Source organism: Plantibacter sp. Mn2098 (assembly GCF_049319745.1).
GTDB lineage: Bacteria > Actinomycetota > Actinomycetes > Actinomycetales > Microbacteriaceae > Plantibacter.
Window position 1 is genome coordinate 323,735 of record NZ_JBMOUH010000003.1, and the last position, 21,310, is coordinate 345,044.

The window sequence follows — 21,310 nt, forward strand, 5'->3', positions numbered from 1 at the left end:
TCGTCAACTCTCGTCCGTCCGGTCCGCCCGACCACCCGACGCGATCTGGCGGATGACGCTCACGGCCGCACCCCTCGCCCAATCGTCGAAGGTGTGCGAACGGAGCACGATCTCGCAGTCGGCCGCTGCGCCGAAGGCGTGCTCGGCGAAGGTGCGCCTGATGCGGTCGCTGTACAGGTCGAATTCCGCGACTCCCTCGCCCGCGATGATGACCATCTCCGGACCGATGAGGTTCACGAGCACGGCGAGGGCGGCGCCGATGACGTCGCCGGCGGCCGCGAACGCCGCGGTCGCGACCTCATCACCGGCGTGGGCGAGGGCGAACGCCTCGGCGAGCGTGAGATCCGGACGGCCGGTGCCGCGACGCACACGTTCGAGGATGGCGGACGACGACGCGACGGTCTCGACGCAGCCACGACGGCCGCAGCTGCAGACGAGACCGCCTGAAGCGAGAGGGAGATGACCGATCTCACCGGACACCCCGTTCGCCCCTTCGACGAGGTCGCCGTTGACGTAGAGACCGCAGCCGATCCCGGAACCGATCGTCACGAGGGCGAAGGACGAGGAGCCGACACCGAGCCCGAACACCTGCTCGGCTCGCGCGAGTGCGCGCACGTCGTTGTCGACGACGACCGGCAGGTCGAGGCGTTCCTCGAGCAGGGCTTGCAGCGGCACGTGGTGCCAGGTGGTCCTCGGAGAGTCCCGCACGACCCCGTGCGCCGAGTCGACGTCGCCGGAGGCGCTCACCCCGACGCCGGCGATCTCTGCGGCGGGCACCGCCTGCGCGAGCTCGTCGACCAGGGCCGTGATCGTGTCGACGACGTCCTCGACCGACAGCGATGCGCTCACGGCCGAGGCCGCCGCGATCGTCCCTGCGGTGAGATCCGTCAGTACGCCGTAGATGCGGTCGGCGGTGATCTTGACGCCGACGATGTTGGCCCGCTCGCTCCGCACGACGAGCGGATTCACGGGCCGCCCGACGACGTTCTCCTGCCGGCCGCCGCCGGACTCGGCGAGGTACCCGGCTGCGAGCAGCGGCGTGACGGCCTTGGTGACGGCCGCTTGCGACAACCCGGTGCGCCTCGCGATGTCGACGCGCGCGATCGGTCCGTGCCCGAGGACGGTGCGGAAGACGGCCACGCCGGCCGGGGAGCTCACGGGGATGCGTTGGAGATCGATCACATGCGCCACGCTAGCCGGAATCCGAGCGGTTTGCGTTCAGGCGCCCGACCTGCCGAGGAAGCGGAGGGCGAGTCCGTCCGGGCGTCGGTCGACTTCGGCGCGCACCCGGAAGACGCGCTCGATGCTCTCAGCGGTGAGCACGTCGCCCGGGCTCCCGGCGCCAACGACGCGTCCGCCGTCCAGGAGCACGAGGTCGTCGCAGTGCCTGGCGGCTGCGTCGAGCTCGTGCAGGACGATGACGACCGTCGCGCCGCACTCGCGGAGGAGGTCCATCAGGAGGAAGCGATGATGCAGGTCGAGATGGTTGGTCGGTTCGTCGAGGAGGATCGCGGCCGGATCCTGCGCGAACGCCCTGGCCAGTTGGACCCGCTGGCGTTCACCACCCGACAGCGATCGCCAGCGGCGGTGCTCGAATCCGGCCAGGCCGACCTGCGCGAGTGCTGCGGAGCATCGGTCGGTGTCGTCAGCGGTCGGTCCGGCCATCCGCGGGCGGAACGGCAGCCGGCCGAGGGCGACGACCTCCTCGACCCGCAGGTCGACGTCCGTGTCGGCGGACTGCTCGACGTAGGCCAGCCGTCTGGCGACGTCGCGTCGCCCGAGCCCGCCTCCTCCGCCGACCGTTCGCCCGTCGAGTCGGACCCGCCCGGTCGTCGGTGTCGTGAGCCCGGCGAGGACGCGGAGGAGGGTCGACTTGCCGGAGCCATTCGGACCGATGATGCCCACGGTGCATCCAGGTTCCGCATCGAGGTCGACCTGCTGCACAATGGGGCGGCCCTCGATGGCGACGCCGACGCCCGTCGCAGTGAGGTGCGCTGCGTTCACGCCCGCTCCCTTCTGCTCAGGATCATGATGAACACGGGGACGCCGAGCAGCGCCGTGATGACACCCGCCGGGATCTGCTGCGGCGCGAAGAGGAGCCGACCGACCGCATCGGCGAGCATCAGGAACACGGCGCCGGCGAGTGCCGACGTCGGGACGAGGACCCGATGCGCTCCGCCGACGAGGAGGCGGGCCGCGTGCGGGACGATGAGCCCGACGAAGCCGATGGCGCCAACCGATGAGACGATCGCCGCCGTCGCGAGCGCCGCACAGACGAGGACCACGATCCTGGTGGTGCCGACATCGACACCGAGGGATGCTGCCGCATCGCGTCCGAACGCGAAGGCGTCGAGCGAGGACGCCCGTGACTGCAGGACGATGATCACGATGCCGACCACCACAGCGCACAGGAGGACCGATGACCACCTGGCGGCGGCGAGCGAGCCGAGCAGCCAGTACGTGAGTCCGCGCGTGGAATCCGCGTCTCCCCACGCCATGAGGATGAGGGAGGTCACGGCCGAGCAGAACTGGCCGACCACAACGCCGACCAGCACGATCCGCCCGGCGCCGGCGGATCGGCCGCCCATCAGCCCGAACACGAGTGCGAAGGCCGCCAGGCCTCCCACGAGCGCGCCGCCGGCGAGTGAGATCGCGCCGCCGCCGAGGCCCAGGACGAGCACAACGACCGCTCCCGTCGAGGCGCCGGAGGAGATGCCCAGCAGATACGGTTCCGCCAGGGCGTTGCGGGTGACGGCCTGCAGGACGAGGCCGCAGCAGGCGAGTCCGGCGCCGGCGATCGCGGCGAGCAGCACACGCGGGAGTCGGAGCTCCCACACGATCGAATCCGTCAGGCGGGAGAGCGGTGCGACCGGGAGGCCGAGGTGGCCGGCGATGGAGCTGAGCGTCTGCGCTGGCGTCACCGTGCCGCCGATCGTGACCGCGGCGAATGCGACCAGGAGCACGAGGGCGACGAGGGCGAGGGGGAGCCAAGCGCCTCCGACGCGGTCCGTGCGCCGACGCAGCCTCTGCGGCCGACCGCGACCGCCCAGGTGCTCACCAGAAGCCTCCCGGCCCGCCACCGTGGAGACGGGCGGACCGGGAGACGTCGCTCTGGCCTCAGCGGCGAGCGAGGACGATGTAATCATCGAAGTGCTGCCAGACGGGGCCCGCTTCTGCGAAGCCCGCCATGCGCAGGGCCTCGACGTGGAACGTGAGGCTCAGCTCCGGGTTCGGCGGACGGTGCGCGAAGCGACGGTCCCGTTCCACCGCGAGGGCCGCGTACTCGGCGACGGAGGTCACGTCGGCCCACCAGCCGTCCCAGTCCTTCGCGCCGGCCGCGCGATCGCGCTGCTGGGTTCGTTCGTCGTCCAGGCGGCTCAGCTCCTCGAAGAGCGGTCGACCGTCGAGGTGTCGCAAGTGGTCGGCGTTCAGCACAACTCCGCCCGGTGCGACGGTCGCGGCGAGGTCGCCGTACACACGCGCCAGGACATCGGCCGGGAGCCAGTGCAGTGCGGTCGAGCTGAGGACGGCGTCGGGCCGCGCATCGCCGAGCGCTGAGGTCCACTCCGCGTCCCACAGGTCGACGTCGACGAACCGGACGCGGTCGCCGTGGTGTGCCAGGGCGTTCCGGCCGAGTTCGAGGAGCACCGGGTCGTAGTCGGCGGCGATGCAGGTGACGTCGGGGAACCGGTCCAGGACCCGGGCCGTGATGGAGCCGGGGCCGCACGCGAGGTCGAGGACGACGCCGTCGGGCGGGAGGACGTGTTCGAGGATGTCGAGCATCATCGTAAAACGCGCCTCGCGGCCGGTGATGTACGCCGCCTGTTGCGCATCCCACGCGGTCAGGAGGTCCCTGCTGCGCGTGACGAGTGATGGCTGTGCCAGCTCGGACGTGGACGGTGCTGCTCCGCCGGCCGTGGTGTTCGATGCGCCGCTCACTGCTGTGCTCCCGCGAAGGCGTGCAGGCTCGTCGAGAGCTGCTGGAGCGCTTGGATGCTGCGGACGGACGGATCCAGTTCGGTCGCCGGAAGCGGGATGATGCGGTCGTCGAGCACCGCGCTCATCTTCGAGGTGACGGCGTCGGAGGTCAGGAACGCGCGCTTGTCCGCTGCGCTGTCGCCGGCGATGCCTCGTGTCGAATCGGCGATCACGAGGACGTCGGGGTTGCGCTGGGCGATGTCGTCCCAACTCACTTCGCTCCATTGACTCTTCAGATCGGAGAACGCGTTCGTGCCGCCGGCGAGGGTCGTCATGACGTTCGCGAGTCCGGTCGAGCCCGCGACGATGGGGGAGCCGTTGATCGTGGAGTAGAGCCACACGATGGAGGGCGCCTTGGGCAGCGGTTTCGCGGCGGCGAGGTCGTCGAGGACCTGCTGCTGCTTCGCGACGAGCGCGGCGCCGCGCTCCTGGACACCGAAGATTGTCGCCAGCTCGGTGATCTCGTGGCTGATCTGGTCGAAGCCGGCCGGTGCGATGAGCGACTGGTCTTCGCAGTCGTTCGACGACAGGTAGGCGGGCACGCCCAGGGCGACGAGGTCCTTGCGGCTCCCGGCCGCATCTGGGCCGAACGCCGAGGACCGCATCGAGTAGACGAGGTCCGGGTTCTGCTCGCGGACCTGCTCGGTCGTCGGGTACTGGGGCGAGAGCACCGGCACCTGCTTGTAGTCGTCGGCGAATTCGGCGCCGATCACATCGGTCCGGTAGGCGGTGCCGATCATGCGGTCGCGGAGGCCGAGGGCGAGGAGCATCTCGGTGGCGCCCTGGTCCATCGTGATGGCTCGGGTCGGCGGAGTGGTGACGTCGAGGGTGATGCCGCAGCTGTCGATGTGCGCTGCTGCCGCTGAAGGGGAGGATGTGCCGGCCGCCGGAGATGCGCACGCGGTGAGCACAAGAGCGGAGGCGACGAGGGGGATCATCGCCTTATTGAGAATCATTGCCATGAACGGTACTGTAGGGCACGTCGAAGCGGCCGGTCGAATCCACCCAGGTCCGGTCATCGCGCTCGTCGGCGACCCTTGAGTTGGGCCCGGAGACGGTCAGTCCGTGCCCGATCCGAGCCTGATCTGCGCCTGATCCGTGGCGCGCGCGGCGGTCACAGTCCGAGCGTCTTCAATGCCGCATCCATCTCCAAGGCCATGTGCGCGTAGCCGGCGTCGTTCGGATGCAGCCCGTCGTCCGCCATCCATTCCGGGTGTCCCTCGATCCAGTGCGAGGCTCCCGGGATCGTGTCGGCTCCGATGTCCTTCGCGGCGTCCGCCACCCAGCCGATGATGACCTGCAGCGATGCCGGGCGTTCGTCGGTGTACCAGAACGGTTCGACCACGATGAAGCGGGCGTGGGGGAGCGCCTTGTGCAGCCGAGTGAGATCGGTGTTGATCTGGGCGTGGATGCTCGCAGCGGCGAAGTCGTAGCTGAAGTTGTCGTTGAGGCCCATCGTGATGAACACGATGTCGGGCTGCTCGTTGATGATGAGCGAGGGGAGGTCTCCGCTGCCTGGGCCGGAACCGTTGCGGTTGTTGACGAATCCGAGCCCGTTCACGCTGGGGTTGAACTCCTCCCAACCGCGTTCCTCGCAGATGATGGTCGACCAGCGTTTCGCCGGCGAACTCGCACCGGTGCCGAGTGTGTACGAGTCGCCGTAGAACGCGACGAGCGGCGTTTCGCGATTCGAGCCGATGGGGATCGCGGAGGACGTCGCCGTGGTGCACCCCGCCAGCCCGACGCCGAGCATCGTCGCGGCGACGACGGCCATCGCCGCCCGGCGCAGGCGCAGGTGGAGCCTGGGGTGGTTCGTCGTCGGGGTGTGCGGGCTGCTGGTCATGTCTGGAGTTCGGAGCGGACGCCGGATCGGCTGGGTCGGCCGGCGGTATCGGCCGGTCCGGTTCGTCGGCGTCGGCTCAGCCCAGTTCGGCGAGTCGGGTCCGCACGATCGTTTTGATGACGTCCTCCGGAAGCGGCGTGTCCACGGTGAAGCGGATGGTGCCCTTCGAGAGCGAGTAGCCGGCGAGGCGGTCGGCGACGGCTTCCACGACCGCCGGCGAGAACGGGAACACCGACAGGTGCTTCGCGGTGGCGGCGACGCCGATCAGTGGTCGGCCGTGGAGTTTGAGGGCCGGCATCCCGTAGCTCACGCCATCGACGGCGTCCGGTGCGATGCCCCTGGCGATGCCGATGACGCGCAGCAGCGCGTCCCGTTGCGGCTCCGGCACCTCGGCGAGTGCGTCCTCGATCGAGTCGTTCACGTCGTCACGCTATGCGGCGCGAATCTCGTCGCGGGTGTGGACGGTGGTGATCGGCTCGTCGGCGCCTTCGACGGTGACACTGACGTTGTAGCTACCGGTGATCGTCTTGTACAGGACGATGCCACTTGCGTCGCGCCGACCGAACGTCACGGTGACGCGGTCGCCGGGCTTTAACTCTCCGCGCCGTGCAGCGACAACGGACTCGGTCGCTTCAGGATGCTTGATCGTCATCGGCTCCTCCTCGTGTCCACGATGCGATGCTCAACGTTGTCATCAAGTATGCCTCTGTTACAGCGTCGAGCGCAGAAGTGAATCTGTCCAGTCGGCGACGCGTCACACGGAACGTGTGCATCGTCAGCGAGTGTTCTCCGTGAGCCGCGGCGATCCTCGCCGGGTCGTTATGAGCGATCCCGTTTCGAGCTGTGTTGAGCCACTCGAGTCGTGCGTTCCAATCCGTGGCTCCGCGCACCCCCGGATATGCTGCGGCCAAGCCCGGCCACAAGGTCATCCCGAACCGCCCCCAGTCGCTGCCGATGTTCCCGGGACCGGCGTTACCGGTGTCGAGCTTCCGACCGGCGACAAGCCGGGCCTTCAACGCAGCCCTGACATCGGTGTTCGGCACGTGCCGTGGAGCGCAGATCACATCGCACGCTTCATCGTGAATGTCGCGACAAAAGCCCTGAATCTCGGCCGCGAGGCGAAGGAACAGTGCGTGATTGAGCTCCGTCACGTCGTGTGGACGCCCGGCGAGGCCGCCGGTGACCACAGCGTGGACCCGTTCGAGCCGGTCGAGCGCCGCCCGTCGAGCGGTGCCCCAGCGTGCCAATGCCTGAGATGTCATGGCCCGAGCGTAGGCAGGCTCAGAGCGCGTCGATGCGGGCGCGTGAGAATTGTGCACAAAACCGCCGCTCCCAGCACCTGTGGACAACTTTGACGGGGGAGTGGCTGGTTCCTGCATGCTGCTCGGATGGATTCTGCAGCGGAGTACATCACGGGTCGGGTTCGTGAGCGGGTGCGGTCGGGGAACGATGCGCTGGGTGTGGCCGGCGGGCGGACGGGCGGCGGCGCGCACGACGCTCATGGCGCCGTCGGGCGCATCGTGATCGATGAGGTGCGACGCTACAACGAGCGGGCGATGAGCGGTTCGGGTCCGCTCGTTGCGGATGAAGCGGGGCTGGCGTCCGAGGTGCTGGCATCGGTGGCCGGGTTCGGGGCGTTGCAGGGGTACTTGGATGATCCGTCGATCGAGGAGATCTGGATCAACGAGCCGACGAGGGTGTTCGTGGCCCGCGGCGGTATCCCGGAACTCACCGAGACGGTGCTGACCGAGACCGCCGTCCGGGATCTGGTGGAACGGATGCTGCAGTCCACGGGTCGTCGTGTCGACCTCTCCAGCCCATTCGTGGATGCCTCTCTCCCGGACGGTTCGCGGCTGCACGTCGCGATTCCGGACGTCACAAGACGGCATGTTTCCGTCAACATTCGCAAGTTCTCCGCCCGGGTGCGGGACCTCGGGCATCTCGTGGCCGCCGGATCCCTCAGCTATGACGCCGCGGACTTCCTGCGCCCGAGCGTCCTGGCGGGTGCGAACATCCTCGTCTCCGGCGCCACCCAGGCCGGGAAGACCACACTGCTCAACGCGCTCATCGCGAGCGCGCCACCCGCCGCACGCATTGTGACCGTCGAGGAGACCTTCGAACTCGCCCCGCCGAATCGCGACGTCGTTGCGCTGCAGTGCAGACAACCGAGCCTTGAGGGAACGGGGGAGATCACGCTCCGCAGACTCATCAAGGAAGCCCTGCGGATGCGGCCGGACCGCATCGTCGTGGGGGAGGTGCGGGAAGCCGAGAGCCTCGACCTCCTCATCGCGTTGAACAGCGGGCTTCCCGGCATGTGCAGCATCCATGCGAACACCGGTCGGGACGCCCTCACGAAGCTCTGCACGCTGCCGTTGCTCGCCGGCCGCAACATCGATTCCGCGTTTGTGCTTCCCACGGTCGCGAGCTGCATCGACCTCGTGGTGCACTGCGAACTCGCCAGCACCGGCAGGCGCCAGATCGTCGAAGTCCTCGCCGTGAGCGGCACGACCACCGGCACGCTCATCGAGACCTCGACCCTGTTCGAACGACGGGACGGTGAACTCGTCGCCACCGGCCGGCACCCGATCCGCGATGACAAGTACCGGGCCGTCGGCATCGACCTTGCCGCTCTCCTCGGGTGGGCGGCGCGTTGACCGCCATCGTCTCCGCCGTCTTCGCGGCCGGCGTCCTCCTCGTCGCCAGCCACTGGCTGTGGCCGCGAACCACCGGCATCCGCGGCATTGTGGAGCGGTTCGGCCCGATCGCGGCCCTCCGTGAGACGATGCAGCTCGCCGGTCTGCCCGACCGCTTCTGGGCGCCGTTCCTCGCCGTGAGCGTGCTCGGGGCCGTGCTCGCAGCTGGCGCGGCGCACGGAGCGTGTCAGGTCATGCCGTTGACGTGCACGGTCGGCATCGCCGGGTTGCTCGCGCCCATCGCGATGCTGCGCTCACGCGCCGTCGCCCGACGCCGGATGCAGCGGACGTTGTGGCCCGACGTCGTCGACCACCTCGTGTCCGGCGTCCGGTCCGGACTCGCGCTGCCGGACAGCGTCGCGACCCTCGCGAGCGTCGGGCCGATCGTGCTGCGACCCGCCTTCACCGCCTTCGTCGTCGAGAGCCGGACCACCGGCAACTTCGCCTCCAGTCTCGATTCCTTGAAGCACGCGCTCGCCGATCCCGTGGCCGATCGCATCATCGAGACGCTGCGGATGGCTCGCGATGTGGGCGGCACCGATCTGCCGGCCGTCCTGCAAGCACTCGCAGCCCACCTGCGTGATGACGCGGCGGTCCGTGCCGAGGCGGAGGCGCGGCAGTCGTGGGTGCGGAATGCTGCGCGGCTCGGCGTCGCGTCATCGTGGATCATCCTGCTCCTCCTGGCCTCCCGTCCCGAGACGGCCGAGGCGTACAACTCGCAGCCGGGCGTTGTGCTCATCGTGTCCGGTGCGGTGGTGTCGGTGTTCGCCTACCGGATCATGCTCCGCGTCGGCCGTCTCGACACCGAACGCCGGTGGTTCCGATGAGCGACCTCTCCGGCTGGGCGCTCTGCCTCGGCGCACTGCTCGGGTTGGGACTGTGGTCGCTGGCCCATCTTGTGCCGCCGCTGCGGACGCCTCGGTTGATCGACAGAGTGTGCCCGCATCTCGTGGACGTCTCGGCTGCCGCACGATCCCACGCGCGGAAGCGCACGGCCGACCCGCTGCCAGTGCTCGGCATCCTGCTGTCTCCGGGGGTCGTCCGCCTCGGGCGGCTGCTGAGCGCGATGTTCGGCAACCCGGCTGTGCTCGCGCTCCGGCTGGGGCAGGCGGGAACGCCGGACATCGGCCGGTATCGTCTTGTGCAACTCTGCTGCGGGCTCGTCGGTTTCGTCATCGGCGCCGGGGGAACAATCGGCGGGTACCTCGCCGGAACGCTGCCCGTGGCGCTCGCCGCTGTGGTGCCGATCGTCGCCGCCGTCTGCGGGGTCGCCGTGCGCGACCAGCTGCTGCAACAGGCCGCACGTCGGCGCATCCGCCGCGTCGAGGACGAACTGCCCACGATCCTCGAGTTCTTGAGCCTCAGCCTCGCAGCGGGGGAGGCGATCACCGATGCGATCGCCAGGGTCTCCCGGATCGCAGGCGGCGAACTGAGTGGGGAGTTCCGCACGTTGACGGCCGAAGTCCGTACGGGTGTGCCCTTCACCGTGGCGCTCCGAGCGCTGGACGCACGACTCTCGTGCGTACCGGTCACCAGATGCGCCGATCAGGTCATCGGAGCGCTCGAACGCGGCACGCCCGTCGCAGCGGTGCTCCGCTCGCAGGCGCAAGACAGCCGGGAAGCGGCCAAACGGCGGCTGCTCGAATCGGCCGGCAAAAAAGAGGTCGCGATGCTCGTCCCTGTCAAGTGCTAATTAAAACCTCTTCTCTACCTATGGTGCCCTGTCATTGCCGAGTCAACAGCTACACTGGGGAAAATTTGGCGACGGGAGTGTGGATGTTCCGAGCTGCTTTGCCCACCGGACACCGATGCCAGTGCGGGATGAGCGACGACCAAGAGGTCGAACACAACACATGGGATTTCTCGGTGCCCGAGTTTCGAGCAGAAGCAAAGTTGATGCACGACAACGACCTCGACCCTGAGATGACTGAGACCGAGCACCAGGACTATTGGGCTCAGTTGCGTGGCCTGCTGTGGTCCGCACAGTGCGGGACGCTGAACTTCGGAGGCAAGAACCCGGAGGCGAAGGTAATGGAGCTCCGTGATCACATCATTGAGTTGCGTCCCCTCATGGAAGCCGCGCCGGGGACCGTGTTCGGCAAGACCATGAGGCTCGTGCGGCTGTACTTCGCTGAGCCTGTCCTGCCGATCGCCTCGCTCCTCGCGCTCCACTTGGCTACCAAGCCCAACGGTCCAGACGACGCAGCTGAGCAGAATGCTGCCATTGTGGAGGCTTCGGACAGGGCGGAAGTCTGGCAGGAGGTGTAGCGCTTGTGCGGGCACCTGGTCATGACCACCTGCTATATTCGCCCAAGAGGAGGGCACGCACATGACAGATCTTGAGCAGTGGCTTGGGCCGGTTAGCGACGGCGCGGCACGCAAGAGCTACGCGGCGGACTCCATCTTGAATGCGCAGCGTGGCTTGTTCGCCTCGCTCCGGCGCGCTTTCGACGTCTCTGGGCTCCAGATCGATGCGGTAGCGCGCAAGATGGGCATCGACAGCGATTCTCTCGCTAGCATCCTCGAGGGCTCGGTGAACCTGAACCTCACGGAGCTGAGGCATCTTTCTATTGCTATGGACACCCTCATTTCCTACCGCGTGACGCCACGTCTGTCGACGTACTTCGCGGTGGAAGCATATGACGTCAGTCACCTCGCGGAGCAGATTTGGGACGAGGGCGAGGCGACCGACATCGAGACAGACGCCGCGGAATTGGCCAGACTCGGATGACGAACATCTCGTTCGACTTGCAGCTTCGTCGGATCGACGTCCAAGCAATCCAGCAAGAGGTTGACGACGAAACGCTGGAATGGCGCTCGTTCGTGACGGTGAACAGCAAGCGCGGGTCTGCATTGGTGCTTGCGCGACTGGTCGTGAAGAATCGCGGCGGACGGGCGCAGGGGCTCGGAGTTGCCTTCTTGCCCGAAAAGGATCGCTATCCAGAAGGAACTCTAAGCGAGGCGAACGTCGTCCGCTGGGTTGAAGAGGTGGGGGCAGAGCTTTTGTACGACCTATGCCGCCAAGCCCTCCTCGCGCAGGCCGGAGCGATGAATCTCGAGCTCGACTTGCCCGCAGTCCCCCCCGTCGTTGAGCCGAGCGTCATCCCCGAATAAGTAGCCGCTGGCCGCGGTGATTGCTGTTGAGCTGGTTCCTCTGCCGCGTTACCTCAAGTGCGCCAGTCGTATTCGAGGTAACGCACACGTCGAGCTCGCGTAACGTCAATCTAATGTTCGACCGTCACGGCCACGCCGGCGCTGTCCGCCATCATCTCGACCTGCTTTCGCACAACGAACACCGTCTGCATTAGGTACGACACCTGCGAAAGAATTGCTAGGCGAGTCGGCAGCGAATTCGCGCCCAGGAGCCGGATGAGCTCACGGTGGGCTTCGTCCTCCTTGACTGCGTAGCCGTAGATGTAGCTGTTTGCGAGCTCGGCGTCGGTCACGTCAACGGTTGATGAGTCGTCGTTGGAATCGGATTGGAAGAACCTCATATGTGGCCGGCCGATCTTTTCGGGAGCGAGGCGGCTCTCAACGAATTCAGTCAGACCATCGAGATGGTTTGCGGCTTCGGCTGAGACCAACCGTTGCAGGTGCACCACGATTTTCGGGAGGTAGCTGTCCTCGCTCAATAGTGTGAACACACGCAAGTCGGAGCTACTAACTAGCCTCTTACCGTGAGCAAGCCGAGACCTATTCGCTTCGACGTCAACACGTGGTTGGTGATGCGTGGTGACCCGGTGCTGCCGAAGGCGATCATCGAACGGCGCAAGGATCGACGCGGACAGGATGTGTACTTCGTTCTATCGTGGGACCTCGACCCGGGGAAACGAGTCCTCATGGGGTCGAAGCCGTCGCTGGAAGAAGCCGACACGTTGTGCTGTACGACGTACCGCAGAGCGGACTGGTCGACGGACCGCCGAACCACCCAAGAACCGGTGACTGGAATGACGAAACAGCCCCTCTTCATCCCGTGAAGGATGAAGAGGGGCTGAGGGCAGGTCAGTGGCGGTTTGCTTCGTGCTTGGTGAGGTGGGTTGCACCGATAGTGGCAGCCACGATGGAGGGAACGAGGATCAAAACACTCACTCCATGGTGAGTGACGAGCCAATAGCAGAGGGCGCCAGAGAGCACACCTGAGAGGCAGAGCAGGAGGCTGGCTACGTCTAACCGGCGGCGCGAGTGGTGTCTGTTAGTCGTCGTCACCCGCTGCCCTCCTGTGATCCTCCACGCGGAGCACTGTCCATGTGGTCCGCTTTTGGCCGTTCTTGATGGTCGTGTCGATGCGAATCTTCAGTTTGAAAATATCACCCTTGCGGATAGCAAGTCCCCCTGCAACGCGGGCGAGGAACGCCTTGTCTTCGACGGTCGCCGCTCGGGTACCGCTCTTCGTCTTGACTCTCCACCGCGTGGAGTCATCAAAATCGATCGCTGACATCTGAGCCTCGATGTCGACGGTATCCGACTTCTCGTCGATGTCGTCATCTGGTTTCACCGCATCATAATCGGGCCGCGAAAGAACGAACAGCTCTTTGTCCGGTTCTGCCGCTGTCGGCGCGCTCGCAACGTCCAGCGATGTTACTCGTGAGTCGCTGAGAGGCGCCATGATCTGTCGCAGCTGCTTCTTACGACGTCGGTCGCGCTTCTGTAGCTCGTCCCACGCCTCAACTGGAATTTCCTCAGCGCTGTTGTCTTGCCAAGTCACCTTGACATTGCCATTTGCCAGGTGGTCGAAGTTTTGCACTTCGGCGCGGGCAGACTTGGTGGACCACCAGATCACCTGAGCAAGGGACGGTACGCCGAGGCCAGTACCGACAGCAGCAGCAAGCTCCCAGTTCTCCTGAACGACCCGGACAACTTCCATGAGGAACGATCCCTCTTGAGCCGGTCTTACGAGCACCTCGGAATTCGCCGGCCCCTCGTCATTGAACACGCCCGCTTTGTCGAAATCGCTCGCTAGCCCCACGAGTCCCTGCAGAACCTCAGCGACGTGAGACGCGCGAAGCTCGTGAAGGTCGGAACCGTCCTCTCCTTTCCCAACGAAGCGAAGTGTCAGGGAATCTACGATGACGTTAGTCGGGTCTTTAGGCATGAGAAGAAACCTACATGTGATTTGGCGAAATAAGTCGGTCATCCATATCTGCTCTCTAATTTCCGTCAGGCTTCAGCCCCGTCTGAACTCACCCGAAGGTGAGCCCAGACGGGGCTGAGCGCTAGATCCGTCGTGAGCCCGCGCGGGAGCGATCCGACTCAGCACTCAGGGCGTCGTGGACGACAATCTGTGCTTCACCGTTCGCCATCTGTCGCATAACACCGAACAACTTCCCGTCCATCATGATCGGGCGGTCGCCCATCGTCGGAGAGACGTTGATCGTCTGAGCCATCGACGAGCTGGCGTACTGGGGAGCAGAAACGACGGCACCGGAACCGAACCCTTGAGCACCGAGACGACGCCCGGTCTCCTGCCAGATGTTCAACGACCGGACACGCTTCGACGGCGACAAAGGGATGTACGCCTCACCACCCGTTTCCGGTTCAGCCCACACCCGCCACGAACCAGCCGGCGCGATCTGCGCCACATGGTTCTCACGAGTGCCACCATCGGCGTAGAAGTCGAGGGTGCCACCGTTCGCCATGCCACTCCCGCTACCTCCGCCACCGAGGACAGGCAGCGACAAGAACACATCGCGCAACTTCCCGATGGCGGCCTGCAGGTCCTGCAGCTTGGCTTTGGCGTCCTCTGCGCCCAGGAGAGTGACTTGCGTCTGAATCGCAGTGGGCGTCGCGATGAGACGGTCGGCGTAAGCAGAAGCCGCCTCAGCGCTATCCCCAAGCGCGATCCGAGTATCGATGATTCGCTGACGGCCCTCATTGAGACGGGCGGCGATCGCTTCCGTCGAGCCACCCACTGCAGCAATCGCGCCGGCGGAATCGTTCGCTGAGGACGCCACAGCGAGCATGGCATCGCTGGTGCTGCGGCCCTGATCGGTGAGCTGGTTGAGACTTCCGCCGCCCTCATCCATCAGCGCCTTGAGCGCGTCGAGCGAGTCATAGAACGAGTTCGTGGACTTCTCGACATCGAACTGAGCGGACCCGAAACCGCGGATCTGCTTCGCCAGTTCGTCGATCGCCTCGTTCGTATCAACCGCCACCCCCGCGATCTCCTCCAGAGACTTCTTCGGCGCCTCAGCGGCCGGTCCAAGCTTCCCGAGTGCGATCGCGAGGATGTTGTTCTTGTCCGCGGCAAGTCCCGCGCTCGTGGCCTGAGCGGTGAGCGCTGCGAGCAGTTCCGGCGATTCGGAAATCAGCTGGTAGAGCTCGTCTCGCGTGAGCTTCCCTTCCTCCTTGATCCGGCTGAGGTTCGCGGCGACGGTCGGCATGCCTCCCGAGCCTGCGAGTGCTGCCATCTCCTTGCCGAGCTTTCCCCAGCCGTCGGCGAAGTCATCGAGCTCGTTCACCATCGGGTCGAGCGTCTTGAGAGCCTCGCCGAAGAAGTCCTTGCTGTAGTGGGCGCTCTCGGCGAGGACATCCTTGAGTCGTCCCATGTCCTCGATGAACGGCTTGTAGTCCGGCATCGCGGCGGAGCCCTTATTGGTCAAGGTCTTCGCGAACACATCGGCCGCGCTGGTCGACGTCGTGAGCGCGTTCGCGAGTTCTTCCGACGAGACAGCGGCGCTCTCTACAGCCGTCTGCCACGCATCGAGGAGAACGATCGCGGTGGAGACGGTAGCGACAGCACCGAGGGCCTTCGAAACCCCGCCGATGATGCGCCCTGTTGCCTGCGCCCTCGGCCCGAGCTCTTCCAGCGCGAGACGGAACTCGGCGACCTTGGGCACCATGGTGAGGAAGGTGCCGCCAGCGAGTGCTGTCGCAGCGACGACGCCGCCAATTCCCAGAACCGCGCCCTGCACCGGCCCGGGCAGATTCCCGTATGCGTCGACCACGGCAGTAACGGCCTGGACCATCCCGCGAAGCATGTCGTTGGCCGCACTGCCACTCTTGATCAGGACAGTGTCGAAGGATCCGCCAAGCTTCTCCACGTCGCCGGCAAGGTTGTTCAGCCGGTCCGCTGCGACCTTGGCCGCGTACCCGGAATCGTTCGTCTGGTCGATGTACTTCTGGATCCCATCAGCACCCTCGCTGTACAACACGCTCGCAGCACGCACAGCATCGGAACCGAAGATGATCTGCAACGACGCGTTCCGCTGCTCCGGAGTCAGCTTCGACAGAGCCGCCTGATACTTCCCAGCAACCGTCGTGATGCCGACGAACTGACCATTCGCGTCATACGCTTCGACGTTCAGGCGTTTGATCTCGTCAGCAGCTTCCTTCGACTGAGGAGTCAGGCGCTGCAGCATCGTCTTCAACGACGTACCAGCGTCAGAACCGATCAGACCCTGGTCGGCGAACGCAGCAAGCACGCCAGTGGTGTCCTCGATCGACAGACCCGTCTGATGCGCCACAAGAGCCGCCTGAGCAAGCGCCTGAGCGAGATCATCGACGTCACCAGCAGCCTTACCGGCACCGGCAGCGAGCAGGTCAGCGACGTGCGGGATGTCCCCGCCGGCGAGACCGAACTGCTTCATCGACACCGATGCGATCTCAGCCGCGCGAGCAACATCCAACTGACCTGCAGACGCCAGAGACAGCGCACCCTTCAGCCCGCCGGAGAGGATCTGCTGCGTCGTGAGGCCGTTCTTCCCGAGCTCCTCGATCGCGTTCGCGGCCTCCGTAGCCGTGAACACCGTCGATGCACCCGCATCCAAGGCCGCCGCACGCAGCAGGTCCATGTTCGACGCAGACTCCTGCGTCGCGGCCTGCACGTTCGACATCGCCTGGTCGAACTCGGCGAACTTCGCCACCGCGATACCGACGGCGACGCCTGCAACGGTGCCAACGGTGAGCAGCGATCGTCCGAGGATGTCGAACGCGTCCTTCTTCTGCGCCAGCTTCTCCGCCTCAGTACCCGTCTCACGGGTTGACTGAGCCGCTTTCTCCATGCCGGCGATGTATTGCGCTACGTGCGCGGTGAGCGTGACCTTGACAGTCCGATCAGCCATTCCTACTTCTCGTTCCTGCCACCGGATATGAGAGTTTGGTGTTCAGTTGTCGACGCGGAGCGCGTCGTGAAACGACCGAAACCCGGTGCCCCCACGCGGAGAAACCGGATTTGGCCCTGATGCTTCTGTGCCCTGCGAGGGCTCAGTTTGTGGAAAAAAAAGACGGGGAGAGATATCGCCTAGCCCCGGAGGTCCATCTATTCGAGGGGTGGGGGTACCCCGGGGTGGGGTCTCATTCGTCCGTTGTGGGCCTCGATCGAGCACTCGAGAGGACTTGCTTGGTCGTGCTCGTCATGCCCTACAGCTCACCCGCTGTGCGCCCGCTCAGACGACGTGCACGCTGCGTGTGCGCAACGCTTGGTCGAGCGCACCTTGTGGGTTGTACTGATCGGTGAAGCCGCCGCTGATGCTGATGGTGACCTGGGTTGCTGCGGTCACGACGATGGTTGTGTTGTTGTCGATGACGAGTGGGCCGCCGCGTCGGCTGATGAGTGCGGCTGCGGCGAGGAACAGTGTTCGTCCTTCCTCTTCCGGGAGTTCGATGGTGCGCTCGTTGATCGTGACGATGCTGGTCAGGCCCTCGTTGGTCGACTGCGTTCGTTGTGGGTTCATGTGGTCCTTGCTGTGTGGATATGGAAAGGGCCGGCACCGTGTGAGGGTGCCGGCCCGAGTCGCCGGTGCTGGGGTGTCAGCCGAAGTAGGCGTAGTGCATGGCTCGTTCGAAGTTGTTGGTCTGCTCTTCGCGGATGTTGACGAGGTCCTTCGCTGCTTCGGTTGCGTCGGGCTTCTCGTCGGCGAAGAGGTTGACGGCTTTGGCCCATCGCGCTTCGAGTGCTCGGCGGAAGACGGCGTATGCGAGGGTGTCGTCGTTGTTGCGGAGGGCGCGGGCGATGATGCGTTCGGCTTCGTCTGCGTCAGAGATCTTCTCTGCCCGGTCTTGTGCGTCACGGAACGCGATGATGTCGGATCCAGTGTGGCCGGCCTTCGCGTCGAGGGCCTTCTCGATCTCTTTGGCCTTGTCGGCGACAAGCGCCTTCTCCTTCTCGCGGAGATCCCGCAGCTTGGTCTTTGCCGTCTCCGTGTTGGTCTTCGTCAGTTCGTCCTTGTACGCATCTGTGAAGTTGGGGTCGCGACTGATGCGCTGGGCTTCCTCGGAGTGGAAGGTCTGTGCGCGTGCCGCTTCCTGACGGACGGTGCTGATCTGGGCCTTGAGGTAGTCGAGTGACATGGTGTCTCCTTCTTTCGCGCATGGCGAGGGTTCTGGTGTGGGCGTGTGGTCTGCCCTGCTGTGGTGGTTCCAGCTGTTTCTAGGTTCGCGGGACTGCCGCCGACTGCCGCGGTTAGGTGCCGTTGACGGCAGTCCCTGCGTTCACTGGTTCTTGTAGTGCTGGATGGAAGCGCGGCTGATCTGCCAGCGGCCGTCGACGAGTTCCCCGTCGAGGCGCCCCTTCTCACAGGCGTCTCTCACGCCTCGAGGGGTGAGCTGTAGCTGTGTTGCCGCCTGACGCGTGGTGAGCATCGTGGGCCGCTCTACCGTCTCCGCTGAGATGATGGTTGACGATCCGGCCCTGTACGAGAGGGCGGCACGGTGGAGGCTGTTGAGGACGTGGTACACCTCCACGTCGCGCATGTCTCTGGCGTTGAGCCTGAGCTCGTCGAGCTTGATCCGCTGTTTCAGGTAGGCGGCGACTCGAGCAGGCACGATCACGACTGGGCCCTCTTCGCCGTGGAGGTAAGAGTCAGGCGCCTTCATCTCGCTCACCTCCCTGGGTTGGGGCAGCGATGTCGAGGGCGCGGCAGAGCATCACGAATCGTGTGAAGCCTTTCGTGTAGAACGGCATCAAGCTGATGTTGCCTTCGGTCATGACGAACGACGACCAGAGTCGAGCCGCTGCCAAACACACCTCGCGGACGTACAGGGGCTCGGCGGTCTCACGCAGGTTGTACACGCTCTGCAGGTTGTTGCCTGGAGCAAGAGGCGTCATGATCTCGACGCACACAGCACGGACGTCCTGCTCGAAGAGATCCCCGATGAAGAGTGTCCGTTCACCCTGCGGACCGATGATCTCGTAGTCGTCGAACTGGGAGCTCATGTGGTGTCCTGTCTAGTCGTCGATCGTGTTCCCCATCTGCGTCCCGCCCAGATGCCACCGGCTGGGCGCTCTGCCGCCGCATAGTCGCGGCAGAGCGCCATCAACGGGCACCTATGACAGATGTAGGCGACGGACTCGGTTGGTTGGTCGTCGAGGATGAACCGGCCGTCGTCCTGACATTCCGGGTCGGTGAGCCGCATTGCATCCTGTAGCGCGGCGAAAGCCGCTTGTGTGCCCTTCACAGCGACGCCCCCGGGTCGCAGTTGGGGTGAGTTGCGGTTGACCCCAAAGCCGGATGCATGGGGTTGCGGCAAGTGGCGCAGGTCCTTCCAGGTGAGTCAAATGACTCACCTGTCCCAATTGGGACAGGTGGCGTAAACCCGCCACCTGCTGACGAGCCAGGTGTAAAGCTCTTTACACCTGAGGAATTTTCCTCACCTGTGTCATTTGACACAGGTGCAGGTGTTAGATCTCTAACAGGTGCCGGGTTACCGGAGTTACTGTCGTTACCGACTTCCGGGAGCACGGGGGAGGCGAGGTAGCGGTCCCACGCGTCAGCGAAGTGACTGCGCTGATACCCCTTCACGGCGTGCCCATCGACCTTCAACGTGTTGTTCGTCGGGATCTCATACTTCGCTAGTGTGCGAGCGAGGAAACGGGAGTCGATCGCTTCGCCCTTGATATTTCCCCACGGGGATGTCTCGAGGCCGTGCAACCGCGCAAGCAACTCGTTGGTGCTGAGTCGGTCGTCGTTGAACATGACGTCGCGGATGTCCGAGAGCAACTTGATGCCGAGAGTCGCAGGCTTCTTCTTCGCGTCGGCGACCATCATCACCGCAGCGTCCCGAGCTGTTGTCGGCCAGTGCCCGCCGGCAGCGTCCGCGATAGCGAGGATAGGTTCCCAGATGTCAGCGTCGCGATCCTCGATTCCTTCAGGGAGGTCAGGCCATGCGTTCGACACCTCCGTCCTGACGGTTGCTGTCGCGTTAGCGAGGCGCTCGGTGAGAGATCGTGCTTGGGGTTCGTTTACTCGTCTCCTGTACGGTTCCACGACCCGCCCGTGCTTTCGTCGTTTCATGTTGACGACGATCGACCGGGTCATCAGTGTGTCGGGAAGTTGGTTCAGGCCAGCAAGGGCGACCGCACAGTACGACGGCCATTCCTCCGTGACGATCTCCTTCCCCCGGATCGCCGCTCGTCCGGCTGTTGCTCCCTTTCTGTATCCAGAGTTGAGGAGACCACGGAGGTCTTCGTTTCCGTCTGACCTACTTCCGCTGAACACCGCATCGATCTCGTCCATCAGCAAGGTGGGCAGTCCGGCTTCGTCTGAGATCTTCCGGAACACGTACGCCACCGAAGCGTTCACCGACAGCACTGGCCGAGGGACGAGAGCTTCGGTGAGCTCCATGCATCGGCTCTTGCCGCTACCCGGCTCGGGGGAGAGGAAGGCAAGACGAGGGGTGTTCTCGAAGGAGTCCACTAAGTGGGCGTGCGCGATCCACAGCGTGTGTGCTGTAGAAGATTCGGGGGAGGGGTAGGCGATGAATCGTTCCAGGAACACCTTCACCTCATCAAGGAGGTCAGAGAAACGAACGCCCCCGTCTTCGCCAGAATCGGTAACTGCGGTAACGAAGGTAACTGGTGCGCTCATCGTGGCCCTCCTGCAGTAGCGGCCGCGACTACAACGTTCAGTACGTCTAGCTCGGTCACGAGGGCGCCTGCCTGGTCTGCAGTATCCAAAGCTTCGTCGATTCGACGCTGCTTCATCTCGGAGAGCTGCTTCCCTGGGTTCATAGCGGACTCGTAGTAGCGATCGCGATCCGCCAGAGCCCTCGTGAGCGCCGGCTGTAGCGAACGACTGCCTTCAGCAAATGCGAAGTGCCACCATGCAGCGAGAGCCGGTGTCAGCTGCCACAGCTGAACGGTTCCGTCCATCAAGCGCCACAGGGTTGCCTCGAGTTCTGATTCAACCGATGCGCCGATCAGTTTCGGGGTCTGGTGCATTGCGCGTGGGAGAATTGAGGTGTCGTCCCGCCCCTCAGCGAGATTTTCGGCCGTCTGGTTGCCCGCCAGGCGGCTTTCTCGTGTGGCGTTCATCGCGTACCCCGCTTCAAGGCCACGATGTCTCCCCGGGAGAGGTTCGTAGAACGAATCGCTCCCGCGTCGAGTCCCATGCGATCAAACGCATCGACGTTGAATGCCGCAATCTCTCCGGTTGGATCGGCGTGAGACATGCAGTAGCTCAGAAGCTCTGCAGCGGTTGCGATGGTTCCGCCTCGACGGATATGGGCGCGCACTACGCGTGAGCATTTGGAGGGAGAAAACTCAAGCCCGTTTTCTGCCGCAGACTCGACTGCGCGACGGATGAGCTTGTCGACCGAGGAGGTCTGGCTTCCCTGTTCGTGCTTCCAGGTGCCGGTCGCGTTGATGGTGTTCAAGAAGCACCACCGCCCATGGGGCGAAGCAGAGCAGCGATTCGATCGCGTTGCTCTGGACTCAGCGGAGGAGCCTCGGCCACGATGCGCCGAATGTATTCTTCGGCACGCGCGGCCTTGAGGTTTGTGCGAGCTGCCGCGAGATCGGGATCGTCAGCGGGGCGTGAGCGGGAAAGAGACGCGACTTTGGCGCGTTCAATGGTCCAAG

The 21,310-nt window shown here is 65.0% G+C and carries 27 protein-coding genes; 7 read left to right on the forward strand and 20 right to left on the reverse strand.

All coding sequences use genetic code 11. The features are described from left to right. Positions 1 to 3 precede the first annotated feature (3 nt). The 9 genes from ACL9RL_RS06980 to ACL9RL_RS07020 form a co-directional block, all read right to left on the reverse strand. On the reverse strand, positions 4 to 1,182 hold the full coding sequence (locus ACL9RL_RS06980; RefSeq protein WP_422779488.1) for an ROK family protein: 1,179 nt from the start codon (positions 1,180 to 1,182) through the stop codon (positions 4 to 6). Between the two features lie 36 nt (positions 1,183 to 1,218). Beyond that, positions 1,219 to 2,004 carry an ABC transporter ATP-binding protein gene (locus ACL9RL_RS06985; protein WP_422779489.1) on the reverse strand — a complete coding sequence of 262 codons (786 nt, stop codon included), beginning with the start codon at positions 2,002 to 2,004 and terminating at the stop codon, positions 1,219 to 1,221. Further along, entirely contained in the window at positions 2,001 to 3,146 is a 1,146-nt protein-coding gene (locus ACL9RL_RS06990) for a FecCD family ABC transporter permease (protein WP_422779490.1), read from the reverse strand. The genes ACL9RL_RS06985 and ACL9RL_RS06990 overlap by 4 nt, the downstream gene beginning before the upstream one ends. Then, positions 3,118 to 3,939 carry a class I SAM-dependent methyltransferase gene (locus tag ACL9RL_RS06995; protein WP_422779491.1) on the reverse strand — a complete coding sequence of 274 codons (822 nt, stop codon included), beginning with the start codon at positions 3,937 to 3,939 and terminating at the stop codon, positions 3,118 to 3,120. Before ACL9RL_RS06995 ends, ACL9RL_RS06990 begins: the two co-directional genes overlap by 29 nt. Beyond that, complete coding sequence (locus ACL9RL_RS07000) at positions 3,936 to 4,940, reverse strand: ABC transporter substrate-binding protein (protein ID WP_422779492.1); 1,005 nt, start codon at positions 4,938 to 4,940, stop codon at positions 3,936 to 3,938. Before ACL9RL_RS07000 ends, ACL9RL_RS06995 begins: the two co-directional genes overlap by 4 nt. A gap of 152 nt (positions 4,941 to 5,092) precedes the next feature. After that, entirely contained in the window at positions 5,093 to 5,821 is a 729-nt protein-coding gene (locus ACL9RL_RS07005; RefSeq protein WP_422779493.1) for an SGNH/GDSL hydrolase family protein, read from the reverse strand. Positions 5,822 to 5,897: 76 nt separating this feature from the next. Further along, positions 5,898 to 6,242 carry an iron chaperone gene (locus tag ACL9RL_RS07010; RefSeq protein WP_422779494.1) on the reverse strand — a complete coding sequence of 115 codons (345 nt, stop codon included), beginning with the start codon at positions 6,240 to 6,242 and terminating at the stop codon, positions 5,898 to 5,900. A 9-nt stretch (positions 6,243 to 6,251) separates the two neighbouring features. Next, positions 6,252 to 6,473 (reverse strand): hypothetical protein, encoded by a 222-nt coding sequence (locus ACL9RL_RS07015; protein WP_422779495.1) that lies wholly within the window; start codon positions 6,471 to 6,473, stop codon positions 6,252 to 6,254. Then, a complete protein-coding gene (locus ACL9RL_RS07020) occupies positions 6,454 to 7,083 on the reverse strand; it encodes a hypothetical protein (RefSeq protein ID WP_422779496.1) in 630 nt (209 codons plus the stop codon). Before ACL9RL_RS07020 ends, ACL9RL_RS07015 begins: the two co-directional genes overlap by 20 nt. 126 nt (positions 7,084 to 7,209) lie before the next feature. On the opposite strand from ACL9RL_RS07020, the gene ACL9RL_RS07025 reads away from it, so the two are divergent. The 6 genes from ACL9RL_RS07025 (at position 7,210) to ACL9RL_RS07050 (ending at position 11,628) form a co-directional block, all read left to right on the forward strand. Beyond that, positions 7,210 to 8,475 carry a CpaF family protein gene (locus ACL9RL_RS07025; protein ID WP_422779497.1) on the forward strand — a complete coding sequence of 422 codons (1,266 nt, stop codon included), beginning with the start codon at positions 7,210 to 7,212 and terminating at the stop codon, positions 8,473 to 8,475. After that, positions 8,472 to 9,341, forward strand: coding sequence for a type II secretion system F family protein (locus ACL9RL_RS07030; RefSeq protein WP_422779498.1), 870 nt, complete (start codon positions 8,472 to 8,474; stop codon positions 9,339 to 9,341). Before ACL9RL_RS07025 ends, ACL9RL_RS07030 begins: the two co-directional genes overlap by 4 nt. Beyond that, a complete protein-coding gene (locus tag ACL9RL_RS07035; RefSeq protein WP_422779499.1) occupies positions 9,338 to 10,207 on the forward strand; it encodes a type II secretion system F family protein in 870 nt (289 codons plus the stop codon). The genes ACL9RL_RS07030 and ACL9RL_RS07035 overlap by 4 nt, the downstream gene beginning before the upstream one ends. Positions 10,208 to 10,335: 128 nt before the next feature. After that, a complete protein-coding gene (locus ACL9RL_RS07040; protein WP_422779500.1) occupies positions 10,336 to 10,782 on the forward strand; it encodes a hypothetical protein in 447 nt (148 codons plus the stop codon). Positions 10,783 to 10,843: 61 nt separating this feature from the next. Beyond that, positions 10,844 to 11,245 carry a hypothetical protein gene (locus tag ACL9RL_RS07045; RefSeq protein ID WP_422779501.1) on the forward strand — a complete coding sequence of 134 codons (402 nt, stop codon included), beginning with the start codon at positions 10,844 to 10,846 and terminating at the stop codon, positions 11,243 to 11,245. Beyond that, positions 11,242 to 11,628, forward strand: a complete 387-nt coding sequence (locus ACL9RL_RS07050) for a hypothetical protein (protein WP_422779502.1) — start codon at positions 11,242 to 11,244, stop codon at positions 11,626 to 11,628. Before ACL9RL_RS07045 ends, ACL9RL_RS07050 begins: the two co-directional genes overlap by 4 nt. Positions 11,629 to 11,738: 110 nt before the next feature. Here the strand turns inward: ACL9RL_RS07050 and ACL9RL_RS07055 are convergent, their stop codons facing one another. Further along, positions 11,739 to 12,146, reverse strand: coding sequence for a hypothetical protein (locus ACL9RL_RS07055; RefSeq protein ID WP_422779503.1), 408 nt, complete (start codon positions 12,144 to 12,146; stop codon positions 11,739 to 11,741). Positions 12,147 to 12,191: 45 nt separating this feature from the next. Here ACL9RL_RS07055 and ACL9RL_RS07060 point away from each other — a divergent pair, with 45 nt between their 5' ends. Continuing rightward, positions 12,192 to 12,491 carry a hypothetical protein gene (locus ACL9RL_RS07060; protein WP_422779504.1) on the forward strand — a complete coding sequence of 100 codons (300 nt, stop codon included), beginning with the start codon at positions 12,192 to 12,194 and terminating at the stop codon, positions 12,489 to 12,491. A gap of 215 nt (positions 12,492 to 12,706) precedes the next feature. Here ACL9RL_RS07060 and ACL9RL_RS07065 read toward each other — a convergent pair whose 3' ends face one another. The 10 genes from ACL9RL_RS07065 to ACL9RL_RS07110 form a co-directional block, all read right to left on the reverse strand. Beyond that, on the reverse strand, positions 12,707 to 13,606 hold the full coding sequence (locus tag ACL9RL_RS07065) for a hypothetical protein (protein ID WP_422779505.1): 900 nt from the start codon (positions 13,604 to 13,606) through the stop codon (positions 12,707 to 12,709). Between the two features lie 121 nt (positions 13,607 to 13,727). Then, positions 13,728 to 16,574, reverse strand: a complete 2,847-nt coding sequence (locus ACL9RL_RS07070) for a phage tail tape measure protein (protein ID WP_422779506.1) — start codon at positions 16,572 to 16,574, stop codon at positions 13,728 to 13,730. Between the two features lie 324 nt (positions 16,575 to 16,898). Continuing rightward, the gene (locus tag ACL9RL_RS07075; RefSeq protein ID WP_422779507.1) at positions 16,899 to 17,186 is read right to left on the reverse strand and encodes a hypothetical protein; all 288 of its coding nucleotides are present in this window, start codon (positions 17,184 to 17,186) and stop codon (positions 16,899 to 16,901) included. 76 nt (positions 17,187 to 17,262) lie between these two features. Next, a complete protein-coding gene (locus ACL9RL_RS07080) occupies positions 17,263 to 17,802 on the reverse strand; it encodes a hypothetical protein (RefSeq protein ID WP_422779508.1) in 540 nt (179 codons plus the stop codon). Between the two features lie 141 nt (positions 17,803 to 17,943). Beyond that, positions 17,944 to 18,327 carry a hypothetical protein gene (locus ACL9RL_RS07085; RefSeq protein WP_422779509.1) on the reverse strand — a complete coding sequence of 128 codons (384 nt, stop codon included), beginning with the start codon at positions 18,325 to 18,327 and terminating at the stop codon, positions 17,944 to 17,946. Beyond that, positions 18,314 to 18,667, reverse strand: coding sequence for a hypothetical protein (locus tag ACL9RL_RS07090; protein WP_422779510.1), 354 nt, complete (start codon positions 18,665 to 18,667; stop codon positions 18,314 to 18,316). Before ACL9RL_RS07090 ends, ACL9RL_RS07085 begins: the two co-directional genes overlap by 14 nt. Beyond that, positions 18,664 to 18,867: a WhiB family transcriptional regulator gene (locus ACL9RL_RS07095; protein ID WP_422779580.1), complete on the reverse strand. Its 204-nt coding sequence runs from the start codon at positions 18,865 to 18,867 to the stop codon at positions 18,664 to 18,666. Before ACL9RL_RS07095 ends, ACL9RL_RS07090 begins: the two co-directional genes overlap by 4 nt. A gap of 38 nt (positions 18,868 to 18,905) precedes the next feature. Further along, positions 18,906 to 20,318 carry a DUF3631 domain-containing protein gene (locus tag ACL9RL_RS07100; protein WP_422779511.1) on the reverse strand — a complete coding sequence of 471 codons (1,413 nt, stop codon included), beginning with the start codon at positions 20,316 to 20,318 and terminating at the stop codon, positions 18,906 to 18,908. After that, positions 20,315 to 20,764: a hypothetical protein gene (locus ACL9RL_RS07105; RefSeq protein ID WP_422779512.1), complete on the reverse strand. Its 450-nt coding sequence runs from the start codon at positions 20,762 to 20,764 to the stop codon at positions 20,315 to 20,317. The genes ACL9RL_RS07100 and ACL9RL_RS07105 overlap by 4 nt, the downstream gene beginning before the upstream one ends. After that, positions 20,761 to 21,105 carry a hypothetical protein gene (locus ACL9RL_RS07110; protein WP_422779513.1) on the reverse strand — a complete coding sequence of 115 codons (345 nt, stop codon included), beginning with the start codon at positions 21,103 to 21,105 and terminating at the stop codon, positions 20,761 to 20,763. The genes ACL9RL_RS07105 and ACL9RL_RS07110 overlap by 4 nt, the downstream gene beginning before the upstream one ends. Positions 21,106 to 21,310 lie beyond the last annotated feature (205 nt).

What these genes read in the sequence shown, in the direction of transcription:
- ACL9RL_RS07090 (WP_422779510.1), bottom strand. Translation starts at nt 18,667, where the DNA reads ATGAGCTCCCAGTTCGACGACTACGAGATCATCGGTCCGCAGGGTGAA.
- ACL9RL_RS07080 (WP_422779508.1), bottom strand. Translation starts at nt 17,802, where the DNA reads ATGTCACTCGACTACCTCAAGGCCCAGATCAGCACCGTCCGTCAGGAA.
- ACL9RL_RS07095 (WP_422779580.1), bottom strand. Translation starts at nt 18,867, where the DNA reads ATGCGGCTCACCGACCCGGAATGTCAGGACGACGGCCGGTTCATCCTC.
- ACL9RL_RS07035 (WP_422779499.1), top strand. Translation starts at nt 9,338, where the DNA reads ATGAGCGACCTCTCCGGCTGGGCGCTCTGCCTCGGCGCACTGCTCGGG.
- ACL9RL_RS07045 (WP_422779501.1), top strand. Translation starts at nt 10,844, where the DNA reads ATGACAGATCTTGAGCAGTGGCTTGGGCCGGTTAGCGACGGCGCGGCA.
- ACL9RL_RS07015 (WP_422779495.1), bottom strand. Translation starts at nt 6,473, where the DNA reads ATGACGATCAAGCATCCTGAAGCGACCGAGTCCGTTGTCGCTGCACGG.
- ACL9RL_RS07075 (WP_422779507.1), bottom strand. Translation starts at nt 17,186, where the DNA reads ATGAACCCACAACGAACGCAGTCGACCAACGAGGGCCTGACCAGCATC.
- ACL9RL_RS07070 (WP_422779506.1), bottom strand. Translation starts at nt 16,574, where the DNA reads ATGGCTGATCGGACTGTCAAGGTCACGCTCACCGCGCACGTAGCGCAA.
- ACL9RL_RS07000 (WP_422779492.1), bottom strand. Translation starts at nt 4,940, where the DNA reads ATGGCAATGATTCTCAATAAGGCGATGATCCCCCTCGTCGCCTCCGCT.
- ACL9RL_RS07020 (WP_422779496.1), bottom strand. Translation starts at nt 7,083, where the DNA reads ATGACATCTCAGGCATTGGCACGCTGGGGCACCGCTCGACGGGCGGCG.
- ACL9RL_RS07100 (WP_422779511.1), bottom strand. Translation starts at nt 20,318, where the DNA reads ATGAGCGCACCAGTTACCTTCGTTACCGCAGTTACCGATTCTGGCGAA.
- ACL9RL_RS07025 (WP_422779497.1), top strand. Translation starts at nt 7,210, where the DNA reads ATGGATTCTGCAGCGGAGTACATCACGGGTCGGGTTCGTGAGCGGGTG.
- ACL9RL_RS07105 (WP_422779512.1), bottom strand. Translation starts at nt 20,764, where the DNA reads ATGAACGCCACACGAGAAAGCCGCCTGGCGGGCAACCAGACGGCCGAA.
- ACL9RL_RS07050 (WP_422779502.1), top strand. Translation starts at nt 11,242, where the DNA reads ATGACGAACATCTCGTTCGACTTGCAGCTTCGTCGGATCGACGTCCAA.
- ACL9RL_RS07005 (WP_422779493.1), bottom strand. Translation starts at nt 5,821, where the DNA reads ATGACCAGCAGCCCGCACACCCCGACGACGAACCACCCCAGGCTCCAC.
- ACL9RL_RS07040 (WP_422779500.1), top strand. Translation starts at nt 10,336, where the DNA reads ATGAGCGACGACCAAGAGGTCGAACACAACACATGGGATTTCTCGGTG.
- ACL9RL_RS07065 (WP_422779505.1), bottom strand. Translation starts at nt 13,606, where the DNA reads ATGCCTAAAGACCCGACTAACGTCATCGTAGATTCCCTGACACTTCGC.
- ACL9RL_RS07085 (WP_422779509.1), bottom strand. Translation starts at nt 18,327, where the DNA reads ATGAAGGCGCCTGACTCTTACCTCCACGGCGAAGAGGGCCCAGTCGTG.
- ACL9RL_RS06990 (WP_422779490.1), bottom strand. Translation starts at nt 3,146, where the DNA reads ATGATTACATCGTCCTCGCTCGCCGCTGAGGCCAGAGCGACGTCTCCC.